The 19,599-nt window shown below is 71.8% G+C and carries 16 protein-coding genes; 12 read left to right on the top strand and 4 right to left on the bottom strand.

The window, feature by feature from the left end; all coding sequences use genetic code 11:
* Positions 1-98: 98 nt before the first annotated feature.
* A complete protein-coding gene (locus AB0H88_RS48250; RefSeq protein ID WP_357656390.1) occupies positions 99-1,931 on the bottom strand; it encodes a M14 family zinc carboxypeptidase in 1,833 nt (610 codons plus the stop codon).
* 212 nt (positions 1,932-2,143) lie between these two features.
* Here AB0H88_RS48250 and AB0H88_RS48255 point away from each other — a divergent pair, with 212 nt between their 5' ends.
* Positions 2,144-2,395, top strand: coding sequence for a CocE/NonD family hydrolase C-terminal non-catalytic domain-containing protein (locus tag AB0H88_RS48255; RefSeq protein ID WP_357656482.1), 252 nt, complete (start codon positions 2,144-2,146; stop codon positions 2,393-2,395).
* Here the strand turns inward: AB0H88_RS48255 and AB0H88_RS48260 are convergent.
* Entirely contained in the window at positions 2,368-5,628 is a 3,261-nt protein-coding gene (locus AB0H88_RS48260; RefSeq protein WP_357656392.1) for a BTAD domain-containing putative transcriptional regulator, read from the bottom strand. The two genes, AB0H88_RS48255 and AB0H88_RS48260, sit on opposite strands and share 28 nt — an antisense overlap.
* Before the next feature lie 196 nt (positions 5,629-5,824).
* Here AB0H88_RS48260 and AB0H88_RS48265 point away from each other — a divergent pair, with 196 nt between their 5' ends.
* From AB0H88_RS48265 to AB0H88_RS48275, 3 genes are all read left to right on the top strand, one after another.
* Positions 5,825-6,022, top strand: a complete 198-nt coding sequence (locus AB0H88_RS48265) for a hypothetical protein (RefSeq protein WP_357656394.1) — start codon at positions 5,825-5,827, stop codon at positions 6,020-6,022.
* A 46-nt stretch (positions 6,023-6,068) separates the two neighbouring features.
* Positions 6,069-6,782 carry a leucine efflux protein LeuE gene (leuE, locus tag AB0H88_RS48270; RefSeq protein WP_357656396.1) on the top strand — a complete coding sequence of 238 codons (714 nt, stop codon included), beginning with the start codon at positions 6,069-6,071 and terminating at the stop codon, positions 6,780-6,782.
* Positions 6,783-7,043: 261 nt separating this feature from the next.
* A complete protein-coding gene (locus tag AB0H88_RS48275; RefSeq protein ID WP_357656397.1) occupies positions 7,044-7,673 on the top strand; it encodes a VC0807 family protein in 630 nt (209 codons plus the stop codon).
* On the opposite strand, the gene AB0H88_RS48280 is transcribed toward AB0H88_RS48275, so the two are convergent.
* Positions 7,581-8,579 carry a hypothetical protein gene (locus AB0H88_RS48280; protein WP_357656399.1) on the bottom strand — a complete coding sequence of 333 codons (999 nt, stop codon included), beginning with the start codon at positions 8,577-8,579 and terminating at the stop codon, positions 7,581-7,583. The two genes, AB0H88_RS48275 and AB0H88_RS48280, sit on opposite strands and share 93 nt — an antisense overlap.
* A gap of 436 nt (positions 8,580-9,015) precedes the next feature.
* Here AB0H88_RS48280 and AB0H88_RS48285 point away from each other — a divergent pair, with 436 nt between their 5' ends.
* From AB0H88_RS48285 to AB0H88_RS48320, 8 genes are all read left to right on the top strand, one after another.
* Positions 9,016-9,633: a DedA family protein gene (locus AB0H88_RS48285; protein ID WP_357656400.1), complete on the top strand. Its 618-nt coding sequence runs from the start codon at positions 9,016-9,018 to the stop codon at positions 9,631-9,633.
* 36 nt (positions 9,634-9,669) lie between these two features.
* Entirely contained in the window at positions 9,670-10,473 is an 804-nt protein-coding gene (locus tag AB0H88_RS48290) for a DMT family transporter (RefSeq protein ID WP_357656401.1), read from the top strand.
* 106 nt (positions 10,474-10,579) lie between these two features.
* Entirely contained in the window at positions 10,580-11,794 is a 1,215-nt protein-coding gene (locus tag AB0H88_RS48295; RefSeq protein ID WP_357656403.1) for a glycosyltransferase, read from the top strand.
* Positions 11,791-12,510, top strand: a complete 720-nt coding sequence (locus tag AB0H88_RS48300; protein WP_357656404.1) for a DUF998 domain-containing protein — start codon at positions 11,791-11,793, stop codon at positions 12,508-12,510. Before AB0H88_RS48295 ends, AB0H88_RS48300 begins: the two co-directional genes overlap by 4 nt.
* A 167-nt stretch (positions 12,511-12,677) precedes the next feature.
* Positions 12,678-13,463 carry a cytochrome P450 gene (locus AB0H88_RS48305; protein WP_357656406.1) on the top strand — a complete coding sequence of 262 codons (786 nt, stop codon included), beginning with the start codon at positions 12,678-12,680 and terminating at the stop codon, positions 13,461-13,463.
* Positions 13,460-14,212 carry an isocitrate lyase/phosphoenolpyruvate mutase family protein gene (locus AB0H88_RS48310; protein ID WP_357656407.1) on the top strand — a complete coding sequence of 251 codons (753 nt, stop codon included), beginning with the start codon at positions 13,460-13,462 and terminating at the stop codon, positions 14,210-14,212. Before AB0H88_RS48305 ends, AB0H88_RS48310 begins: the two co-directional genes overlap by 4 nt.
* Before the next feature lie 52 nt (positions 14,213-14,264).
* Positions 14,265-17,075: a BTAD domain-containing putative transcriptional regulator gene (locus tag AB0H88_RS48315; RefSeq protein ID WP_357656409.1), complete on the top strand. Its 2,811-nt coding sequence runs from the start codon at positions 14,265-14,267 to the stop codon at positions 17,073-17,075.
* Positions 17,076-17,110: 35 nt separating this feature from the next.
* Positions 17,111-18,631, top strand: coding sequence for an MFS transporter (locus AB0H88_RS48320; RefSeq protein WP_357656411.1), 1,521 nt, complete (start codon positions 17,111-17,113; stop codon positions 18,629-18,631).
* A gap of 13 nt (positions 18,632-18,644) precedes the next feature.
* On the opposite strand, the gene AB0H88_RS48325 is transcribed toward AB0H88_RS48320, so the two are convergent.
* A complete protein-coding gene (locus AB0H88_RS48325; protein WP_357656412.1) occupies positions 18,645-19,517 on the bottom strand; it encodes an alpha/beta hydrolase in 873 nt (290 codons plus the stop codon).
* Positions 19,518-19,599: the final 82 nt, after the last annotated feature.

Below are 19,599 nucleotides of genomic sequence, written 5' to 3' on the forward strand. Positions count from 1 at the left end.
CCGGGGTCTTACAAGACCCAAAGATGAGGTCCGAAAGGCACGGCTACGGCGGAGCACCCGGACTCGGTGCTCCGCCGTAGTGACCGATCGCGGGACGATCAGTTCTGCTGGGTGATGCGGACGTCGTCGACGCCCGCTTCGACCAGGGACGCGCCGGAGGTGTCGGCGGCGTCGATGAGAATGCGGACCGTCTGCCCCGCGTACGCGCTCAGACTGGCCGTGGCCGTGGCCCACGCCCCGTTGCGGTTGGCCGCCGCGCCGGCCTGCTGGAAGACGGTGGTCGTGGTGTTGCCGGCCACCCTGACCCGGAAGTAGTCGGCGCTGGAGGCGTTCGAGCCGTGCGCCAGGTACCACGACAGCGAGAGGCTGAGCGTGCCGGTGGCGGGCAGCGTGATAGGCGGCGACTGGATCGAGGTGCTGCCGCCGTCGACGTCGAAGTCACCCGCGGAGGTGCCCGCGAGGCGGCCCGTCACCAGGTCGTTGGTGCCGCTGACCGTGCTGCCGAGTTGCTTGGCGCCGGAGGAGGAGGTGGCCTCCGGGACACCGCGCTCCCACGCGCCGGCGGTGGCCGTGTCCGTGGAGTTCGCGTTGACGGTCCAGCCGGTGCTCGTCTCGAAGGTGTCGGAGTAGACGGTGACGGGCGGGGTGCCGGTGCCGCAGTACTGGGTCTCCTTGCCGATGATCCGGTAGACGCAGTCGGAGTACTCGAGGAAGCGGAGCACCGCCTCCCTGTTCCGGGTGGTCTGCGGGACGATCTGCTCGTCCGGCGGGTAGAAGCCCGGGTTGGAGCTGACGGGATACATCTCGAAGGTGAAGCTGAAGATCTTGTAGGCGCCCCACAGCCAGTCGTCGATCGTCCCGTCGGTGATGTAGAGGTCGCTGGACTGCTGCGGGGTGTAGGTGTTGGTAGAGGCCATGTTCCGGCCGAGCGCCGCGAAGGCGTCGTGGTCGTCCTGGGTCAGGCCGGGGGCGGTGTCGTCGAAGGTGAAGCCGTAGGGCCACAGGACGAGTTCGGCGTAGGTGTGGAAGTCGATGTTCGACTTGATCTGCTGGACGCCGCCGACGACCCGGCCGCGTACGAAGTTGGCCGTGGCCCTGACCTCGGGCGCCGACTCGGCCGCCGCGCCGCGGTAGGTCTCGCTGGAGGTGCTGCCGGAGGAGCCGCCGCAGCAGCCGAAGTTGTAGGCCCAGTTACGGTTCAGGTCGATCCCGACGGCCGACGAGCCGCTGTTCGGCTGGCGGTTCTTGCGCCAGGAGCGGTAGGAGCCGCTGGCGATGTCGTACTCGCCGCCGTCCGGGTTCAGGTCCGGCATGATCCAGATCTCCCGGGAGTTCACCAGGTTCGTGATCCGGGCATCGGTGCCGTAGTTGTCCACCAGCAGGTGCGTCAGGTAGAGCGCCATCTCCACCGTGAGGTGCTCGCGGGCGTGCTGGTGCGCGGTGAAGAGCACCTCCGGCTCGGCCTCGTCGGTCGCGACGTTGTCGCTGATCTTGACGACGCGCAGGGCTCTGCCCTCGTACGACGTGCCGTACGTGGAGACGGTCGCGAGGCCCGGATGAGCGGCGACGAGCGCGTCGATGTCGGCGTTCGCCTCGGCGTAGTTGTGGTAGCCGGAGTCCGCCGACGGGAAGTCAAAGGTCCCGAGAGCGCCGGACGGCGATAACGGGCGCGGCACCTCCGAGACCCGGTAACCGAGGCGCCTGATCGCATCCACCTCGGCGACCGTGGCGGTGATCAGGACCGATCCCGTGGCCACCTCGTCGATCGCCGCGCCGGTCGCGGCGACGGCGCTGCGTTGCTGGGCGTTCGCCGGTCCCTCCACGCGATACTGCCGGTTCGGCGGCGGCTCCGCGGCGGCCCCGGCTCCGGTCATGCCGGTCAGGCAGACCAGGCCGAGGACGGCGAGCAGGATGACAAAACGGCGTTTCACCTAGTCCTCCTCGAGCGCGTGGGATGTCGTTTGACACGCGCCTGAACCGAGGGTGAGGACGTTGCGGTGGTTGGGAAAGGCCCAACTTTCCGGCCCGTCCGGTGGGCCCGTTTCCTGCCGGCTCCAGGGCCTGACAGACAGGTGACAGGTTATTGCCAGCCCTCTACCAGGGCGTTTCGACACGCTGAGCGACATGAGCCGTCGCCGTCAAGCTGATCGACGTGCACCCCGGCGGCCGGGCCGAGTTGCTGACCGACGCCATCACCCGGGTGACGGACCTGGCACCCGGCGAGGTGCGCGAGGTCAGGGTCGAGCTGGGCGCGATCTCGAACCTCTTCCGCCCCGGACACCGGATCAGGATCGACGTGGCCGGATCGAACTTCCCCAGGTTCGCCAGGAACCCCCACAAGGGCACGACCACGGTCCACGCCCCCTCCTACGCGATGCTGCCGATCATCTCGTAGACCTCCTGCCTGGTCATGGTGGCGCCCTTGCCGTACAAGTCGTCGTAGCGCGCGTCACCGAGCGCGGCCTTGGCCGACGCCGTCCCCACGATGGTGTCGGCCGACGCGTCGGGCGGCTCGACGGCGGCCGACGCGCCGAACAGGACGGCCGCGCGGTCGGGGTCACCGCCCGACAGCTCGGCCAGCGCGCACCCGGCCAGCACGATCGACAGGTACGGCAGATCCGGCGTGGGCCCCAGCAGGCCGAGCGCCAGGCAGTGCTGTTCGAGCCCGGCCGCTGGGTCGCCACCGGCCGTCAGCGCCCTGCCGTAGCCGGCGTGCACCGCCACCGCGAGCTGCGGAATCGGCGGTGCCTCGGCCAGCAGCGGGAACAGGTCGCGGTAGGTGGCCAGGCTCGTCTCGACATCGCCGAGCCGGTAGGCCAGCGCGGCCTCCCCCAGGCCGAGCTGGATGAGCGTGAACGCCGAGATCTCCGCATCCGCACCGGCCCGGTCGTCGGCCCGGTCGGCGATTCCGCCAGAGGCCCTATCGGTGGTTTCGTCGGCGGCCCGGCCGGTGATCCGGTCCGCCGCGACTCCGCGTCGAGCCCTGGCCAGGTCGGCGGCGGCGCCGTCAAGGTCGCCGCTCTGCGCGCGGAGCGTCGCCATCCGCGTCAGCGTCGAGATCGTCTCCTCCGAGCTCGCCCACTCGCTGGTGAGCGACTGGGTCTCGGCGATCAGATCGTCCGTGGGCGCGCCGCGCGCGGCGCGCAGCGCGGCCAGATTCAGCAGCGCCTCGCTCAGCCCCCACCGTTCGCCCAGCTTCCTGAACCCGGCCACCGCCTGCTCGAGCCGCTCTTCGGACCGGTGCGGGCCGCCGATCATCCTGGCCGAGCTGGCCAGCCAGAGGTCGTCGCTCTCGGCGAAGTGATCGAGCAGCGCGGCGGCCCGGTCGTCCTCCCCCGCCGCGCTCGCCATGACGGCCCGGCTGATCAGCATCAGCGGGTGGACGGGCCCTTCCCGCTCCGCCGCCGTGATCAGCTCGTCCATCCGCACGGACAGGGCCTGCATGGCCGCCCGATCATTGACGATCGTCGCGAACTTACTCACCCAACCCGCGAACAGACAGGCCACGTACGCCCTCACCAGGCCCGGAGGCGGGGTGTCGCCCGCCAGGTCGAGCACCTGCCCCGTCCAGCTCGCGCTCTCGTGCCGGTAGCCGCACATCCACCAATACCAGTTGAGTGCCGCGCAGAGCCGCAGCGCGATCTCCACGTCGCGCTCGTCGAGCGCCCAGCGCAGCGCCACCGAGCAGTCGTCGCGCTCGGCCGAGAGCCGCTCGATCCACTCGATCTGCGCGCCGGTCCGTAACTGCGGAACCGCCCGTTCGGCGAGATCGAGCAGGTATACGGCATGCCGCCGCCGGTACGCCGCCATCTCCCCGGACTCGGCCAACCGGTCGGCGGCGTACGCGCGGATCGTCTCCAGCATCGAATAGCGGCCCGCCGGCGACACCTGGACCAGCGACTTGTCGGCCAGCGCGCCCAGCACGTGGGCGGTGCCACCGCACACCGCCTCGACGGATTCGAGCGTGGCGCCGCCCGCGAAGACCGCGAACCCGCGGGCCAGCTCGCGTTCGGGCTCGTCGAGCAGGTCCCAGCTCCACTCCACCACCGCCCTGAGCGTCTGCTGGCGGGGCAACGCCGTCCGGCTGCCGCCCGTCAGCAGCCGGAAGCGATCGTCGATGCGGTCGGCGAGCTGCCGCGGCGTCATCGTCCGCAGCCGGGCCGCGGCCAGCTCGATGGCCAGCGGCATGCCGTCCAGCCGGCGGCACAGGGCCACCACGGCCGCGACGTTCCCCTCGTCGAGGGCGAACGCGGGCCGGGCGGCGGTGGCGCGGTCGAGCAGCAGGCGTACCGACGGGTATTCGGCCGCTCGGGTCGCGTCCACGCCGGTCGGGGGCGGCTCCAGCGGCGGGATGGGCGTCAGCCGCTCCCCCGGCACGCCGAGCTGCTCACGGCTGGTGGCCAGCACGTGCAGGCCGGGGCAGCCGGCCAGCAGGTCATCGGCCAGGCGCGCGGCGTCGTCGACGAGGTGCTCGCAGTTGTCCAGCACGATCAGCACCCGGCGCTCGCCCAGAGCCTCGACCACCTGCTGGAGTGCTCGCCTCCCTCCCGGCCGCCCGTCCGCCCAGGTGCCCGGCGTGTCCGGCCCTTGGCGCGGATAGCCGGTCACCTCCGGCTTGTGATGCGCGTGGCCGGGCCGGTCGTCGCGCAGGCCGAGGGCGTCGAGCACCGCGCCGGGCAGGGCCGCGGGGTCGGTGACGGAGGCCAGCTCGACCATCCACGTGCCGTCGAACCGCGCGCCCATGCGCAGGGCCGCCTCGGCGGCCAACCTGGTCTTACCCGCGCCGCCCGGGCCGACGATCGTGATCATCCGGGCGTGGCCGAGGACGGTGGTCAGCAGGTCCAGCTCGTCCTCGCGGCCGATGAACGTGGTCAGGGGCACCCGGACGTTGCCCTTGGGCAGGCCCTTGGGAGGGTTCTGCCGTACGGGAACCTCGCCCGACACGACGGCCAGGTGGGCGGCGCGCAGCTCGGGCCCCGGGTCCACGCCGAGCTCGTCGGCGAGCGTCCGGCGGGTGCGCTCGAACAGGGCCAGCGCGTCGGCCTGCCGCCCGGCGGCGGCCAGCCCGCGCATCTCCAGCGCGCACAGCCGCTCGCGGAGGGGGTGCGCGGCCACCTCCGCGCCCAGGTCGGCCGCCAGCCCGGCCGCCAGTCGCGCCTCGGCGCGGGTCTCGACGGCGGCCAGCCGGTCCTCCTCCAGCCCGGCGGCCACGTTGGCCAGGTACGGCACGGCGCCCAGGCCGGCGAGCGCGGGCCCCCGCCAGAGCGCGAGCGCCTCATCGAGCTTCGCGAGACCGATCAGATCGAGCTTCGCGAAGCCGGTCAGGCGGCGAAAGCGCAGCGCGTCGACCTCCTCGGCGTCGACGGCCAGCACATAGCCACCCGCCCGGCTCTCCACGATCTCGTACGGCCTGAGCGCCACGCGCAGCCGCCTGACCAGCGTCTGCAGCGCGTTGGCGGCGTTGACCGGCGGCTCCTGCGGCCAGAGCATGTCGATGAGCCGCTCCGACGTGACAGTCCGTCCGGCTTCGAGGGCGAGAATGGCCAGGAGCGCCCGTAACCGGAACCCGCCGACCGCGATCGGCTCCGCGCCGGTCACTTCCAGTGTCCCCAGGATGGATATCCGCACAAAACCATCCTGCCGCTTTCCCCCGGATGACCGCTCAAGTGGTACGGCTCGCGCGACCACCCCTAGCCACGCGAGCCGTACCCACTCTCAAACGGCGAACCCGCCGAACAACAGCGCGGCCAGCCTCAGCGCCAGCAGCAGGCATGCCGGGTTTCATACTAAACCTACATGAAATAAATATAAAGAGCCCGGCGCGGTGACGAATGCCAGGGGCTGGCGGGCATGTACCGGCCGCTGTCCCTCGGGGATGAAGGCGGTCGACAACAGGTACCTGCCGCCCGCCGACAGCGAGGGCGCGCTGCTGTCGGCGGGCGCGTTCGGGCACGCGGGCATGGGCGGCTCGCTCGGCTACCAGCAAGCCCATGGTGGGATTTGGTACGCGCCGAGGGATTAATCGCGCGATATCCTGGCTTGTCCTTACGCATTGAGGAGCGAGCGGCATGTTCTTCGGTATCACGGATCTATCGACCTATGTCCTCGGTGCCTTCCTCATCATCCTGCTGCCGGGCCCCAACTCCCTGTACGTCCTGAGTGCGGCGGCCCAGCACGGAGTGCGGCACGGCTACCGGGCCGCGGCGGGCGTCTTCGTCGGCGACACGGTCCTGATGGCCCTCGCGGCCGCGGGCGCGGCGTCCCTGCTGCGCTCCAGTCCGGTGCTGTTCAACATCGTCAAGTACGCGGGCGCCGGCTACCTGGCGTGGATCGGCTTCCAGATGCTGCGGAGCGCTTGGCGCGCCTGGCGCTCCCGGCCCGGCACCGCCGAGACCGCCGGCACCGGCGCGGCCGAGACCGCCGCCCCGGCCGAGACCGTTGGCTCCGCCCAGGCGGAGACCGCCGCCCCGGGCAACCGTCTGCGCCCGTTCCGCAAGGCGCTGACGATCAGCCTGCTCAACCCCAAAGCGATCCTCTTCTTCATCTCGTTCTTCATCCAGTTCGTGGACCCGGGCTACAGCGCGCCCGTGCTGTCGTTCCTCATCCTGGGCGCGATCATCCAGGTCTTCAGCCTGCTCTACCTCACCGCGCTCATCCTCGGGGGCACCTTCCTGGCCACCCAGTTCCGCGCCCGGAGAAAACTCAGCGCGGGCCTGACCTCGGGTGTCGGCGCCCTGTTCCTCGGTTTCGGCGCCAAGTTGGCGACCACTTCACTGAGCTGAAACCGCCTCTACGGCAGCGCGCAAGGGGCCTCTGGTTGAGTGACGATCGGCGGCGGCGCGCCACTCGCGCCGCACCTACTCGGACAGCCACAAACTCATGGAGCGTGGCAAAAGAGGCAGTGGCATACCGATATGTCGGGTACGGTAAGCCACCGGCAGACTCGGAGTAACCAATTCGTAATCTCCACCGGTCCGTCCGGGAAGCCTGGTCTTCCGAAGCTCGGGTAGTTCGCTGATCGTCGGCCAATTTACGGAGCAGTCTTGAATCACCCTCCCGTAACCCTGCCGCGTCTGACCGCTCTCGTGCGACAGGCGGTGCCCCGTCTGCTCGAAGGCGTGGTCGCACCGCTCGCCGTGTTCTACGCCGCCCTGGCCGTACTGGGGCTCAACGGGGCGCTGGCCGCGGCCGTGTCCTGGGTCTACCTCGGCGTCGCCTGGCGGTTGATCAGGGGCATCCGGGTGCCCGCCACGATGATCCTGGCCGCGATCGCGATCACCGCGCGCGCCGCCGTGGGCTTCTGGACCGGCAGCTGGGTGGTCTACTTCATCCAGCCGGAGCTGGGCACGCTCTGCATCAGCATGGCCTTCCTGGCCTCGGTGCGGCTCAACAGGCCGCTCGTGCAGAAGCTCACCCTCGACTACATCCACCTGCCGTCGGCGGTGCTCAAGCACGAGCGGGTCCGCAGGTTCTTCGCCAGGATCACGCTGCTGTGGGCGTTCGTGCTGATGGCCAACTCGACGGTGAGCATCTGGCTCGCGCTGCACGAGTCGCTCAGCACGTTCATGCTGCTCCGCACGTCAGCGGTGGCCGTGATCAGCGGTCTGGCGATCGCCTTCTCGATCTTCGCCTTCAAGCGCGTCCTGCGCCGGTTGCACGTGGCCCACGCCTGACCGTCCGGCGCCCATGCCTGACCGTTCGGCCAGCAGGAACGCCCCGCACATCGCCATCACCAGCCCGGTCAGCGTGCCGAACAGCTCCACCAGGCCCACCGCGCCGGTCATCTTCGCGCCGAGCGGCCCGGCGGTGACCGTGAGGATCATCGCATAGAGCCCCCAGCCGAACATGACGCCCGTGCCGAGCCAGCCCACCACCAGCGGCGGCCAGAACGCCCCCGAGCCCCGGCCTCTGACGAGAAGGACCAGCGCGATCCCCGCCCCGAGCGCGAGCAGGCCTTTGAAGCCGTCCTGAAGCGCCTGCTCCGGCGAGGGGTTACCGGCGGCCCAGAACAGGCGGATCCCGCCGAGCAGCGCCGACACCGGCAGCGCCCCTCTGGCGACGACGGTCTGGAACGGCCGGGTCGGGCTCGCGTAGCCGTAGCCGAGGGCCGTGGAGAAGACGACGGGCCACCGATCCCTGATGTACAGGACGAACGCCACGATCAGCCCCACGCCCTGCCCGATGAACCCGCCGTAGACCATCATGTAGACCCAGGGCGCGATGGGCCCGTCCGTCACGAAGATCGACGGGCCGGAGACCAGGACGCTGACCGGCACCGTGACGATCACCACGGACAGCAGGCCGGTGCCGACCCAGAGGGGCAGCAGCACCAGCCAGGCGGGCAGCCGCATGCCCTGCCGCGTGGTGAACGCCAGCGCCAGGAGCAGCGCGACCGCGTCCATGCCGAACGTCATCACGTTCAGCCCGACCATCGCCGGATCGTCCATGAACGCCGGGTCGGAGACGCCCACCGGATGGCCGGTCAGCCAGAAGATCTTCAGTGTCAGGTACGGGAGCATGGCGGCCATCGCCACGACCGCCGCCGTGATGCGGCCGATTCCGGCCTTCTGGGGAGTCATGTGCTAACAGTGCGCCTCCCCACCCCGGCCATCCCTCCCGCAGCGGAGGGATCCGCCTCACCCGTGCGGGGGAACCGGGCGTCCGGACAGAGGTAGGGGACTACCCTGACGAAAGTCAGGGTGGTGCTGGATAGCTTACCCAGGTGGTGTTAACCCCACCCAAAAGCCGCCCACCCACACTCCTGTGCTGGTAGCGGCGACCCGCTTTGATCGAAGAGCGTCGCCCGGAGGTCGTATGACCGCCCCTGACGAAAGTCGGGGGTCATGTGTGCCGATCGACTGATGTGCCGTGACCTGCGGAGTTCCTAGCTTCGAAAGGTGCGCGCCCTGACCCCTGTCGGGGTGGGGCACGCGTTCGACCGGGGTGATCCCCGATGTCCCACGGCACCTCACACAGACACGCTGTGAGGGCGCCCCAACGATCGGAGTACACACAATGTCGCACGCCATTCTGGATCTGGTCCAGCAGGTGATGTCGTCACCTTGGTTGTACGTGGCGCTGTTCGCGCTGGCACTGCTCGACGGGTTCTTCCCGGTCGTGCCGGCGGAGACCGCGGTGATCACCGCCGCCGTCTTCGCCGCCTCCGGGCAGACGAACCTGGCGTTGGTGATCGTGGTGTCCGCGCTGGGCGCCTTCGCGGGCGACCACGTCTCCTACCTGATCGGCAAGAAGTCGGGCGGGCGGCTGCGGCACCGTAAGGCGTTCGTGTGGGCCGGGAACGCACTGGCCGAGCGCGGCGGGATGATCCTCGTGGCCGCTCGCTACATCCCCGGCGGGCGCACCGCGACCACGCTGACCATGGGCGCCGTACGCCATCCGCTGCGTTCCTTCACCTTCTTCGACGCGATCGCGACCGCCTCGTGGGGCCTGTACTCCGGCCTGATCGGCTTCTTCGGCGGGATGGCCTTCGAGAACGACCCGATCAAGGGGCTGCTGCTCGGCCTGGGCATCGCCCTGTCCGTCACCGGCCTCGTCGAGGTCATCCGGTGGTCGCGGAAGCGACGCGCCACCCAGGCTTCCCCGGAGCGCCTTCCGGTGGACACGTCTGTTTGACCTCGCCCGGTAACCATCTGTTTGAGAGGAGTGGGCATGACTGTCCTGGCCGCCGTTATCGCCCTGGTCGGTTCCCTGTTCTTCGCGCTCGGCGCCGCGCTTCAGCAGTTCGAAGCGGCCGGTACGACCAAGCCCACCCTGCTCATGCTGTTGCGGAGGCCGCGCTGGCTGCTCGGCGGCCTGTCGATCCTGTCCGGCGGCGGCCTGCACGTCGTCGCCCTGGGCCTGGGCCCGCTGACCGTCGTGCAGCCGATGGGGGTGGCGAGCCTGCTGTTCGCACTGCCGATCGCCGCCGCGCTGCACGGCCGCCGGCCCTCGCGCAAGGAACTGAGCGCCGCGGGTGTGGTGGCGGCCGGGCTGATCGGCCTGGTCCTGCTGGTGCCCGCGGCCGAAGGCCCGACGTACCTGAGCCCGAACGGCGTACTGACGTTGCTGGCGGTCGCGGGCATCGCGTCGGTGCTGCTCTGGGCGGGCTCGCAGGTCGCCTCGCCGGCGGGCCGGGCGGCGCTGCTGGCCACCAGTTCGGGCGTGCTGTACGGCGCCACGGCCACGCTCATGCGGGCGCTGGTCGACGGCTCCTGGAACTGGTGGTACCTGCTGGCGATGCCGGTGCCCGCGCTGCTGGCGCTGATGATGCTCCAGCGGGCCTACGCCGTCGGCCACTTCGGCGTCTCCTTCGCCTCGCTGCAGATCGCCGACCCGCTCACGGCGGTCGCCTTCGGCGCGCTGCTGCTGGGCGAGCCGCTGCCCTCCGGACTGGCCCCGATCGCGGCCGCGGCGCTGACCGCGGCGGGGACCCTCGCACTGGCTCGCACCACTCCGCTGGAGGCGCGCCATTGACCTGCCCCCGAACCACCTACCTCCCACCATCTACCCCCCACCACCTACTCCGCACCGGCCTTCCCCAGCCGGTCGGCGATCACCCTTTCGACTGGAGTCCCCTGTCATGGTCATGCCCCTGCGTACCGCCACCGCCCAGCGCCCAGAACTCGCGCCCGTCCCCACGCGCCCGCGGCGCATCCTGATCTCCACCGACACCTACCCACCCGACGTCAACGGCACCGCCGTCTTCACCTACCGCCTGGCCACCGGCCTGGCCGCGCGCGGCAACGAGGTGCACGTCGTCTGCCAGTCGGACCAGGGCCCCGCCACGGCCGACGTGGTCGACGGCGTGGTGGTGCACCGGCTGCGCTCCGCGCCGCTCCTGGTCCACCCCACCATGCGGGTCACCGTCCCCACCCGGCTGGACCGGCTGATGAACGCCGTCCAGCCCGACGTCCTGCACTCTCAGGGCCACTTCGTCGTCGGCCGGGCCGCCATCGCCGCTGCCCGCCGCCGCCAGGTGCCCATCGTGGCCACCAACCACTTCATGCCGGACAACCTCTTCCAGTTCGGCCACATCCCCGACCGGCTCCGGCAGAAGGCCGGCCAACTGGCCTGGCGCGACTTCGCCCGGATCTTCAACCGCGCCGACCACATCACCACGCCCACGCCGCTGGCCGCCAAGCTGCTGGCCGACCAGGGCTTCGCCCGCGAGGTGGAGTCGGTCTCGTGTGGCATCGACCTGGCCCGCTTCTACCCCCACGCCGAGCCCAAGGCGTGGGCCCGCAAGCTGTTCGACCTGCCCGACCGCCCCACCGCCCTGTTCGTCGGCCGCCTGGACGAGGAGAAGCGCCTCGACGATCTCGTGCGCGCGCTGCCGTACGTGCTCAACGACACCGACGCGCAGATCGCGCTCGTCGGGCAGGGCAACCAGCGGCCGGAGCTGGAGCGGCTGGCCGAGCGCATCGGGGTCCGCGAGCGGGTGTTCTTCCTCGGCTACGTGCCCGACGAGAACATGCCGCAGGCGTTCGCCGCGGCCGACCTGTTCGCCATGCCGAGCGTCGCCGAACTGCAGAGCATCGCGACCCTGGAGGCCATGGCCAGCGGGCTGCCCGTGGTCGCGGCGAACGCCATGGCCCTGCCGCACCTGGTGGCGGACAACGGCTACCTGTTCGAGCCGCGGGACGTCATGTCGCTGGCCCGCCACATGACCACCATCCTCACCGACGGGGACCTGCGCGCCCGCCTCGGCAAGGCGAGCCGCGACCTGGCCCTCACGCACGACCACCAGAACTCCCTGGCCCGCTTCGAGAAGATCTATGACGAGGTGGCGCGATGACCCAGACCGACCTCCCAGCTCGCGGCATGGAGCCCGTTTCGGTGACGGTGCCCGTGGTGAGTGCCGTGGCCGGCGCGCTGGCCGCCGTCGCCGCGCTCGGCTACGCGCAGTTCGCGCTGCCCGGCCAGCCGCTGCTGAGCGACTACGCGCTGATCCCCGGCGGGATGGCGCCCGTGCTGATCGGCATGCTCGCCCTGGCCGGGGCCTGCCTGTCCCTGGCGTACGCGCTGGCGACCCGCGAGCCCGGCCGCAGCGCGGCAGCCAGGGTGCTGCTGCTGGCCGCCGCGGCCGGGTTGATGCTGAGCGCGGTCTTCCCCACCGACCCCGGCGGCGCGGCGGTCGGCTCGCTGGTGGGTGAGATCCACCGCTGGTCCTCGGCCGTCATCTTCACCACCCTGCCCGTGGCCGGCTGGAGCCTGGCCAGGGGCCGCGCGCCCCTGCCGAAGTGGAACCGGGTCAGGGCGCTCAGCGTGACCTCGGTGGTGGCGCTGGTCGCCTATCTGGCCGCGCACCCGGCCTCCTTCATCTCACCGCTGATCGGCGGCGGCTCCTACTACGGGCTGCTGGAGCGCGGCGTGGTGCTGGCCGACATCGCGCTGGTCGTGTGCATGGCCGTGACCGCCGTGGAACGGCGCCCCACGGTCCGGCCGGCGGCACGACCCGGCCCGGCCGAACACCCCGAACACCCCGAACACCCCGAACGCCTGGCGGCCTGAACGCCTGGTGATCTGAAGGGCCCGGTGGTCTGAAGGGCCCGGTGGTCTGAAGGGCCCGGTGGTCTGAAGGGCCCGGTGGTCTGAACGCCTGGCGGCCTGAACGCCTGGTGGTCTGACGCGCCGATACTTCGCCCGGCGTCGAAAGGATTTCGGCCTAGCGTGGTCACATGCTCATCACCCGCCATGCTGAAGCCGTCTCGGTGCTGGCCGACACCCGCTACGTGCCGCCTCCGGTGCGCCAGGACGCGCCCTCCGGGACGCTTGCCTGGCTCCGTTCCCAAGTGTCCCGGTTCAGCACCGGCGAGGTCCACGCCGAGCGGCGCCGCCTGGTCACCGAACGACTCGCCACGCTCGACCCGGCCGCGCTGAGACAGGCCGCCACGGCGGAGACGCTGAAGCGGGGCGGCGACTGGCCGAGCATCCCGACGGTGGTGCTCGGCGCCGCGCTCGGGGTCAGCGACGAGAAGCGGCTGACAGGAGCGGTGACGGCCGCCGCCGCGGGCTACCTGTCGGGCGAGGCCGGGCCCGAGGCCGACGCCGCGGTGGCCGAGCTGGTCGAGCTCCTGTCCGGTGCGGGCGACCCGGTCCCCGGGATCACCATCCTCCTACAGGCCCACGCCGCCACGACGGCCCTCATCGCGAACGCGCTCACCCACGCCGAACCCGGCGACGACACGGACGACCTGCTGCACGAGACGCTCCGCCATGATCCGCCGCTCAAGGCCAGCCGCCGGCTCGACCGGCAGACGGGCGAGGAGATCACGATCGACCTGGTGGCCGCCAACCGCGACCCGGCCGTGTTCGACCGGCCCGAGCGGTTCGACGTCTCGCGCGGCCCCACGCCCCACCTGACGTTCGGCTCGGGCGTGCGCCCCTGCCCCGCCGCCGCCCACGCGCTCGCCCTCGCGGCCGGCGTACTGGAGGCGATCCTGCGACCGGAGGACACCCGATGAGCACCGCGTTCCGCGACCTGCACCGACCGGGCGACCCGCTGCTGCTGCCCAACGCCTGGGACTACGGGTCGGCCGCCATGCTGGCCGCGCAGGGCTTCCCGGCAATCGGCACCACCAGCCTCGGCGTGGCCGCCGTGCACGGCAAGCCGGACGCCGCGGGCGCCACCAAGGCGGAGACGATCGAGCTGGCGGAGCTGCTCAAGGACCTCGGCGTCCTGGTCACCGTCGACATCGAGGGCGGCTTCAGCGACGATCCCGCGCGGGTGTCCGACCTGGTCGCGGCGCTCGCGGTCCTGGGCGTCGCGGGTGTCAACCTGGAGGACGGCCGGCCCGACGGCACGCTGCGGCCGATCGGACTGCACCAGCGGATCATCGAGGCGGCCAAGGGCCACGGCGTGTTCGTCAACGCCCGGACCGACACCCACTGGCTGAAGACGGGCGACACGCGGGAGCGGGTGAGCGCCTACGGGCACGCCGACGGCGTCTTCGTCCCCGGTCTGCGGGACCTGGAGGAGATCGCCGAAGTGGTGGCGAGCACGCCGCTGCCGCTCAACGTGCTCTACCTGCCTGACGGGCCCACGCTGGCCCAGCTCGCCTCGGTGGGCGTCGCCAGGGTGAGCACCGGGTCGCTGCTGTACCGGGCCTCGCTGCACGGGGCGTTGTCGAGTCTGCTGGCCGTACAGGAGAAGACGGCACCACCGGCGCCGACGTACGCGGAGATCGTCGCGATGCTTCCCGAACCGCGTTAGCGAGCGGAGGCGGAGATCGCCGCGATCTTCGCGGGGCCGCGATAATCGAGGCATGCGCTTCGAAATCCTCGGCCCGGCACGGGCGCTGGGCGAGGACGGCGAGCCGGTCGCGCTCGGCGGCCCCCGGGTGCGGGGGCTGCTCACCCTGCTGGCGCTCGACGCGGGCCGGGTCGTCGGCGCCGAGCGGCTGGCCGCCGCCCTCTACGGCCCGCGGCCACCCGAGGGCGTGGCCAACGCGCTGCAGGCGCAGGTGTCAAGGCTGCGCCGGGCGCTGGGCCGGGACCGGGTGGAGTTCCACCCGGCGGGCTACCGGCTGGCGGCCGACCCACAGGACGTCGACGCGCACCGGTTCGAGCGGCTGGCCGGCGACGGCAGGCGGGCTCTCGGCGGCGGCGACCCCCGCCGCGCGGCGTCGCTGCTGCGCGAGGCGCTGGCGCTGTGGCGCGGCGCGCCGCTCTCCGACGCCCCGCACGCGCAGGCGGCCGCCGCCGGGTTGGAGGAGCTGCGCCTGGCCGCCGTCGAGGACCGCGTCCAGGCCGACCTGGAGCTGGGCGACCACCGGGAGCTGGTCGCCGAGCTGCGGCGGCTGACGGCCGCCCACCCGCTGCGCGAGCGGCTGCGGGCCCAGCTCATGCGGGCCCTGTACGGCAGCGGCAGGCAGGCCGAGGCGTTGACGGCCTACGCCGACGCCCGGCGGATCCTCGACGAGGAGCTGGGCGTCGAGCCGGGAGCCGAGCTGGCCGCGGCGCACCTGGCCGTGCTCAGGGCCGATCCGTCGCTGGCGGCTACCGCTTCGGCGGCCGTGAGCCGGCAGGGCCTGCGCGCCCAGCTCACCAGCTTCGTCGGCAGGACCGAGGAGCTCCGCCAGGTGGGCGCCCAGCTGACGGAGGCCAGGCTCGTCACACTCATCGGACCCGGCGGGGCGGGTAAGACCCGGCTCGCGATGGAGGCCGCCGAGCGGGCCACCGGGGACGTCTGCGTCGTGCAGCTCGCGCCCGTGACCGACCCCGCCGACGTGCCGAAGGCGGTGCTGGCGGCGCTCGACATCCGCGACACCCGGCTGTCCGGCCACGACCGGCCCGCCGTCGACCCCGTGGCCCGCCTGCTCGCCGCGCTCGCCGACCGCGGGCTGCTGCTGGTGCTCGACAACTGCGAGCATCTCGTCGCGGCCGCGGCCGAGCTGGCCGACCTGCTGCTGGCCTCCTGCCCCGCGCTGCGGGTGCTGGCGACCAGCCGCGAGGCCTTGGGCATCACCGGGGAGTCCCTGCTGCCCGTGGCGCCGCTGCGGCTGCCGCCGCACGACGCCGCGAACCCCCTCGACTACCCCGCCGTCCGGCTGTTCGCCGACCGGGCGGCCGCGGTCCGGCAGCCGGTCGACGAGACGAACCTGGCTCAGGTGGCCGGCATCTGCCGGGCGCTCGACGGGCTGCCGCTCGCGATCGAGCTGGCGGCCGCGCGGCTGCGCACGATGTCGGTCGGCGACGTGGCGGCGCGGCTCGACGACCGGTTCCGGTTGCTGGCCCGCGGCAGCCGTACGGCCCTGCCCAGGCACCAGACGCTCCGCGCGGTCGTGGCGTGGAGCTGGGACCTGCTCGACGAGCGGGAGCAGCGGATGGCCAGGCGGCTGACGGTGTTCGTGGGCGGCGCCACACCCGAGTCGGCGGAGCGGGTGTGCGGGCTGCCGGAGGAGGTGTTGTTCTCGCTGGCGGAGAAGTCACTGGTCGAGGCCGTGGACGGCCGCTATTGGATGATGGAGACGATCCGGGCGTTCTGCGCCGAGAAGCTCGCGGAGTCGGGCGAGACCGAGGCGGTGCGCCAGGCGCACGCCGACTGCTACCTGGCGCTGGCCGTCGAGGCGGACGGCCACATGCGCAAGGCCGAGCAGTTGGAGTGGCTGGCGCGCCTCGACGAGGAGAGCGACAACGTGGCCGCCGCCGTGCGCTGGTCGGCCGAGACCGGCCGGCAGGCGCTGGGCATGCGGATCCTGGCCTACTCCGCCTACTACTGGTGGATGCGCGGCCACCGGGGCACGAGCGCGAGCCTGGCCGACGGGCTGATCGCCGATATGGGCAGCACCCCGCCCGCGGGTCTCGAAGAGGAGTACGCCATGTGCGTGCTGGTCGCGGCCTGGGGCAGGCAGCCGGGTGACGAGCTGCGTGCCCGGCTGGACCAGCTCCGCCGCCTGCTGCCGGTCGCCTACCTGCCGACGCGGCTGGAGTCCCTGACGATGATGCTGCCGATGTTCACCGGCCCGCCCGACGACTACGAGGGCGTCCAGAAGCTGGTGGCCCACTATTCCGACAGCCTGTCGCCCTGGTCGCGGGCCTTGATGCACTGCGGCTTCGCGTTCATGCTGCAGATCATCGGCCGTGGCGACGAGGCCGGGGCCGAGTTCGAGCGGGCGCTGACCGCGTTCCGGGTACTCGGCGAGCGCTGGGGGGCCACGCTGGCGCTCAGCGGGCTCAGCGAGCTGGCCTATGAGCAGGGTGACTACGCGGGCTCTCGCGATCTGGCCGACCAGGGCCTGCGGACGTCCGGGGAGCTGGGCGCGAAGGCGGACATGGCCGAATGCCTGTGCCTGCGCGCGGACTCCGTGGCCCGCCTGGGCGACCTCGACGGGGCGCGGGCCGACTATCTGCGGGCCGCCGAGATGGCCCGCCGGATCGGCTCGGGCGACACGATGGCCAGGGCCCGCGTGGGGCTGGGCGAGCTGGCGATGCTCCGCGGCGACCGCGGCGAGGCCCGCGCGCTCATGGAGCAGGCCCTGGCCGAGTGCCCTGACGACTGGTACAGCGCGGGAGAGGTCCGCGCCCGTATCCAGGCCGGGCTGACCGAGCTCGCGGAGATCGTCAGCGAGCGGTAGGCGATCGGTCAGCGCCTTCGATCATGGTGGTCCGCATGCGCACCATCAAGAGCAAATGGTCCTGTCTGGCCGTCGCCTGCCTGGCCAGCCTCCTCCTCGCGCTCGACATGACGGTCCTGCACCTGGCCCTGCCCAGGCTGGTCGGCGACCTCGGCGCGAACGCCACGCAGCTCCTGTGGATCGGCGACATATACGGCTTCGCGCTCGCGGGCCTGCTCATCACCATGGGCAATCTCGGCGACCGCGTCGGCCGCAAGCGCCTGCTGCTCATCGGCGCCGCCGCGTTCGGAGCGGCCTCGGCGGTGACCGCCTACGCCCCCAACCCGGAGTTACTCATCGCGGCCAGGGCGCTGCTCGGCGTGGCCGGGGCGACGATCATGCCGTCGACGCTGTCGATCATCCGCAACGTCTTCACCGATCCCGGGGAGCGGACCACCGCCGTCGGCCTCTGGAGCGGGATGAGCGCCGCCGGGTTCGCCGTGGGCCCGGTCATCGGCGGGCTGCTGCTCGATCATTTCTGGTGGGGCTCGGTCTTCCTGATCAACGTGCCGATCATGGCGCTGGTGCTGGTCGGGGGCGTTCTCGTGCTGCCGGAGTCACGCAACCCCGACGCCGGCCGCGTCGACCTGCCGAGCGTGGCGCTCTCCTTCGCCGGCATCGTGGCGACCGTCTACGCGATCAAGGAGGCGGCCCACCAGGGGTTCGCGCACGCCAGTGTGCCGGTGGCGGCGGTGCTGGGCGTGGCGTGCCTGGGGCTGTTCGGGTGGCGGCAGACCAGGCTGGCGGAGCCGCTGATCGACGTGCGGCTGTTCAGGAACCGGGCCTTCAGCGCGTCGATCGGCACCAACCTGCTGGCGATCTTCACGATGACCGCCATGTCGCTGATGTCGGCCTGGTACTTCCAGCTCGTGCTCGGCTGGACGCCGCTTCAGGCCGGGCTGGCGAGCCTGCCGGGCGGGCTCAGCGGCGCGATCAGCGGCATGCTGGCGGGCCGGGCCATCGGGCTCCTGGGCAGGAACGGCGTCGTGGCGCTCGGCCTGGCGCTGGCCGCGGGCGCCTTCCTCTGCTACAGCACGTTCGGGCTCGACACGAGCTTGCTCGTCATACTCGCTCCGCAGTTCCTCAGCGGGATCGGGGTCGGGTTCGCCTTCACCGTCAACCACGACAACGTGCTGGCCACCGCGCCCATGGAGCGGGCCGGGGCGGCGGCCGCGGTGTCGGAGACGGCGTTCGAGCTGGGCGGGGCGCTGGGCATCGCTATCCTGGGCACCCTGCTGAACACCTCCTACAGCGCCGTCCTGCGCCTGCCCGCCGGAGTGCCGGGGGAGGCCGCCAGGGAGTCGATCGCGGGCGCGCTGCACACGGCCGAGACCTTGCCCGCGGCACAGGCCGGGCAGCTCATCGAGGCGGCCCGGGTCGCCTACGTCGAGGCCGTCCAGGTCACGGCGCTGTTCACCGCGGCGATGCTGGCCGTGGTGGCGGTGCTCGCGCTGGTAGGGCTGCGCGGCGTGCCCAAGGTCATTCCTGAGACCGCGTCCCCCACGGTCAGGGTCTGACGTGGTCAGGCGGTCAAAGGTGCTCGCTCAGGAAGTCCGCTGTCGCCTCGACCGCCCGCGTGACATACGGCTCCTGGTCGTAGAGGTCGATGTGCTGCTTGGCGTCCACCCAGACGAGCTTCTTGGGCTGGTCGAGCCGCCGGAACGCCTCCTCCGCGCCCTCCGGCGAGCAGAACCGGTCCACCACGCCGTGCACGATCAGCGCTGGTTTGGGCGACAGGAAGTCGGCGCCCATCACGTTGTCCATGGTGATCAGCTCGCGCACACTGGCCCGCGTGACCTCGTTCGCCCAGGTCGCCGACGCGCCACGCGCGCCACCGTAGTAGGCGTACGGCTCGTCGCCGGGCATGGCCGCCTCGCCCTCCTCCGCCACGGCGGGCAGGTATTCCACCGGCCCGCCGAGGTCCTGACGCTCCAGCACCTCGGTGAAGGAGGCCAGGACCGCCTGGTAGTCCATGCCCGACCGCATCGCGTAGGGGTTGTTGTACGCCCCGGCGATCCCGGCGAAGACCTTCACCCGGGGATCGAAGGCGGCGAACCGCAGCGCGTATCCCCCGCCCAGGCAGATGCCGACCGCGCCGATCCGCGCCGCGTCCACCTCGGGTCTCGACCGCAGCAGCGACACCGCGGCCCGCAGGTCGCCCAGCTTGCCCTGCGGGTCCTCCTGGCGGCGCGGCTCTCCGCCGGACTCGCCCCAGTTTCGGTGGTCGAAGGCCAGCGTCACGTAGCCCCGCGCGGTCAGCCGCTCCGCGTAGAGCCCGGTGACCTGGTCACGCACCCCGGTGAACGGCCCGGTGAACACCAGACCGGGCCACGGGCCTTCTCCCTCGGGCACCCGCAGGTCCCCGGCCAGGACGATCCCGTCGGCGGTGAACTCAACCCTCATACGTCCATGATCCCGCCTTTGATGGGTTACGAGCCTTTGACTGGGCTATGAGCCTTTGACTGGGCTATGAGCCTTTGGCCGG

Origin of the sequence: Nonomuraea sp. NPDC050680 (genome assembly GCF_040654555.1) — a bacterium.
In the GTDB taxonomy this organism is placed as follows: domain Bacteria; phylum Actinomycetota; class Actinomycetes; order Streptosporangiales; family Streptosporangiaceae; genus Nonomuraea.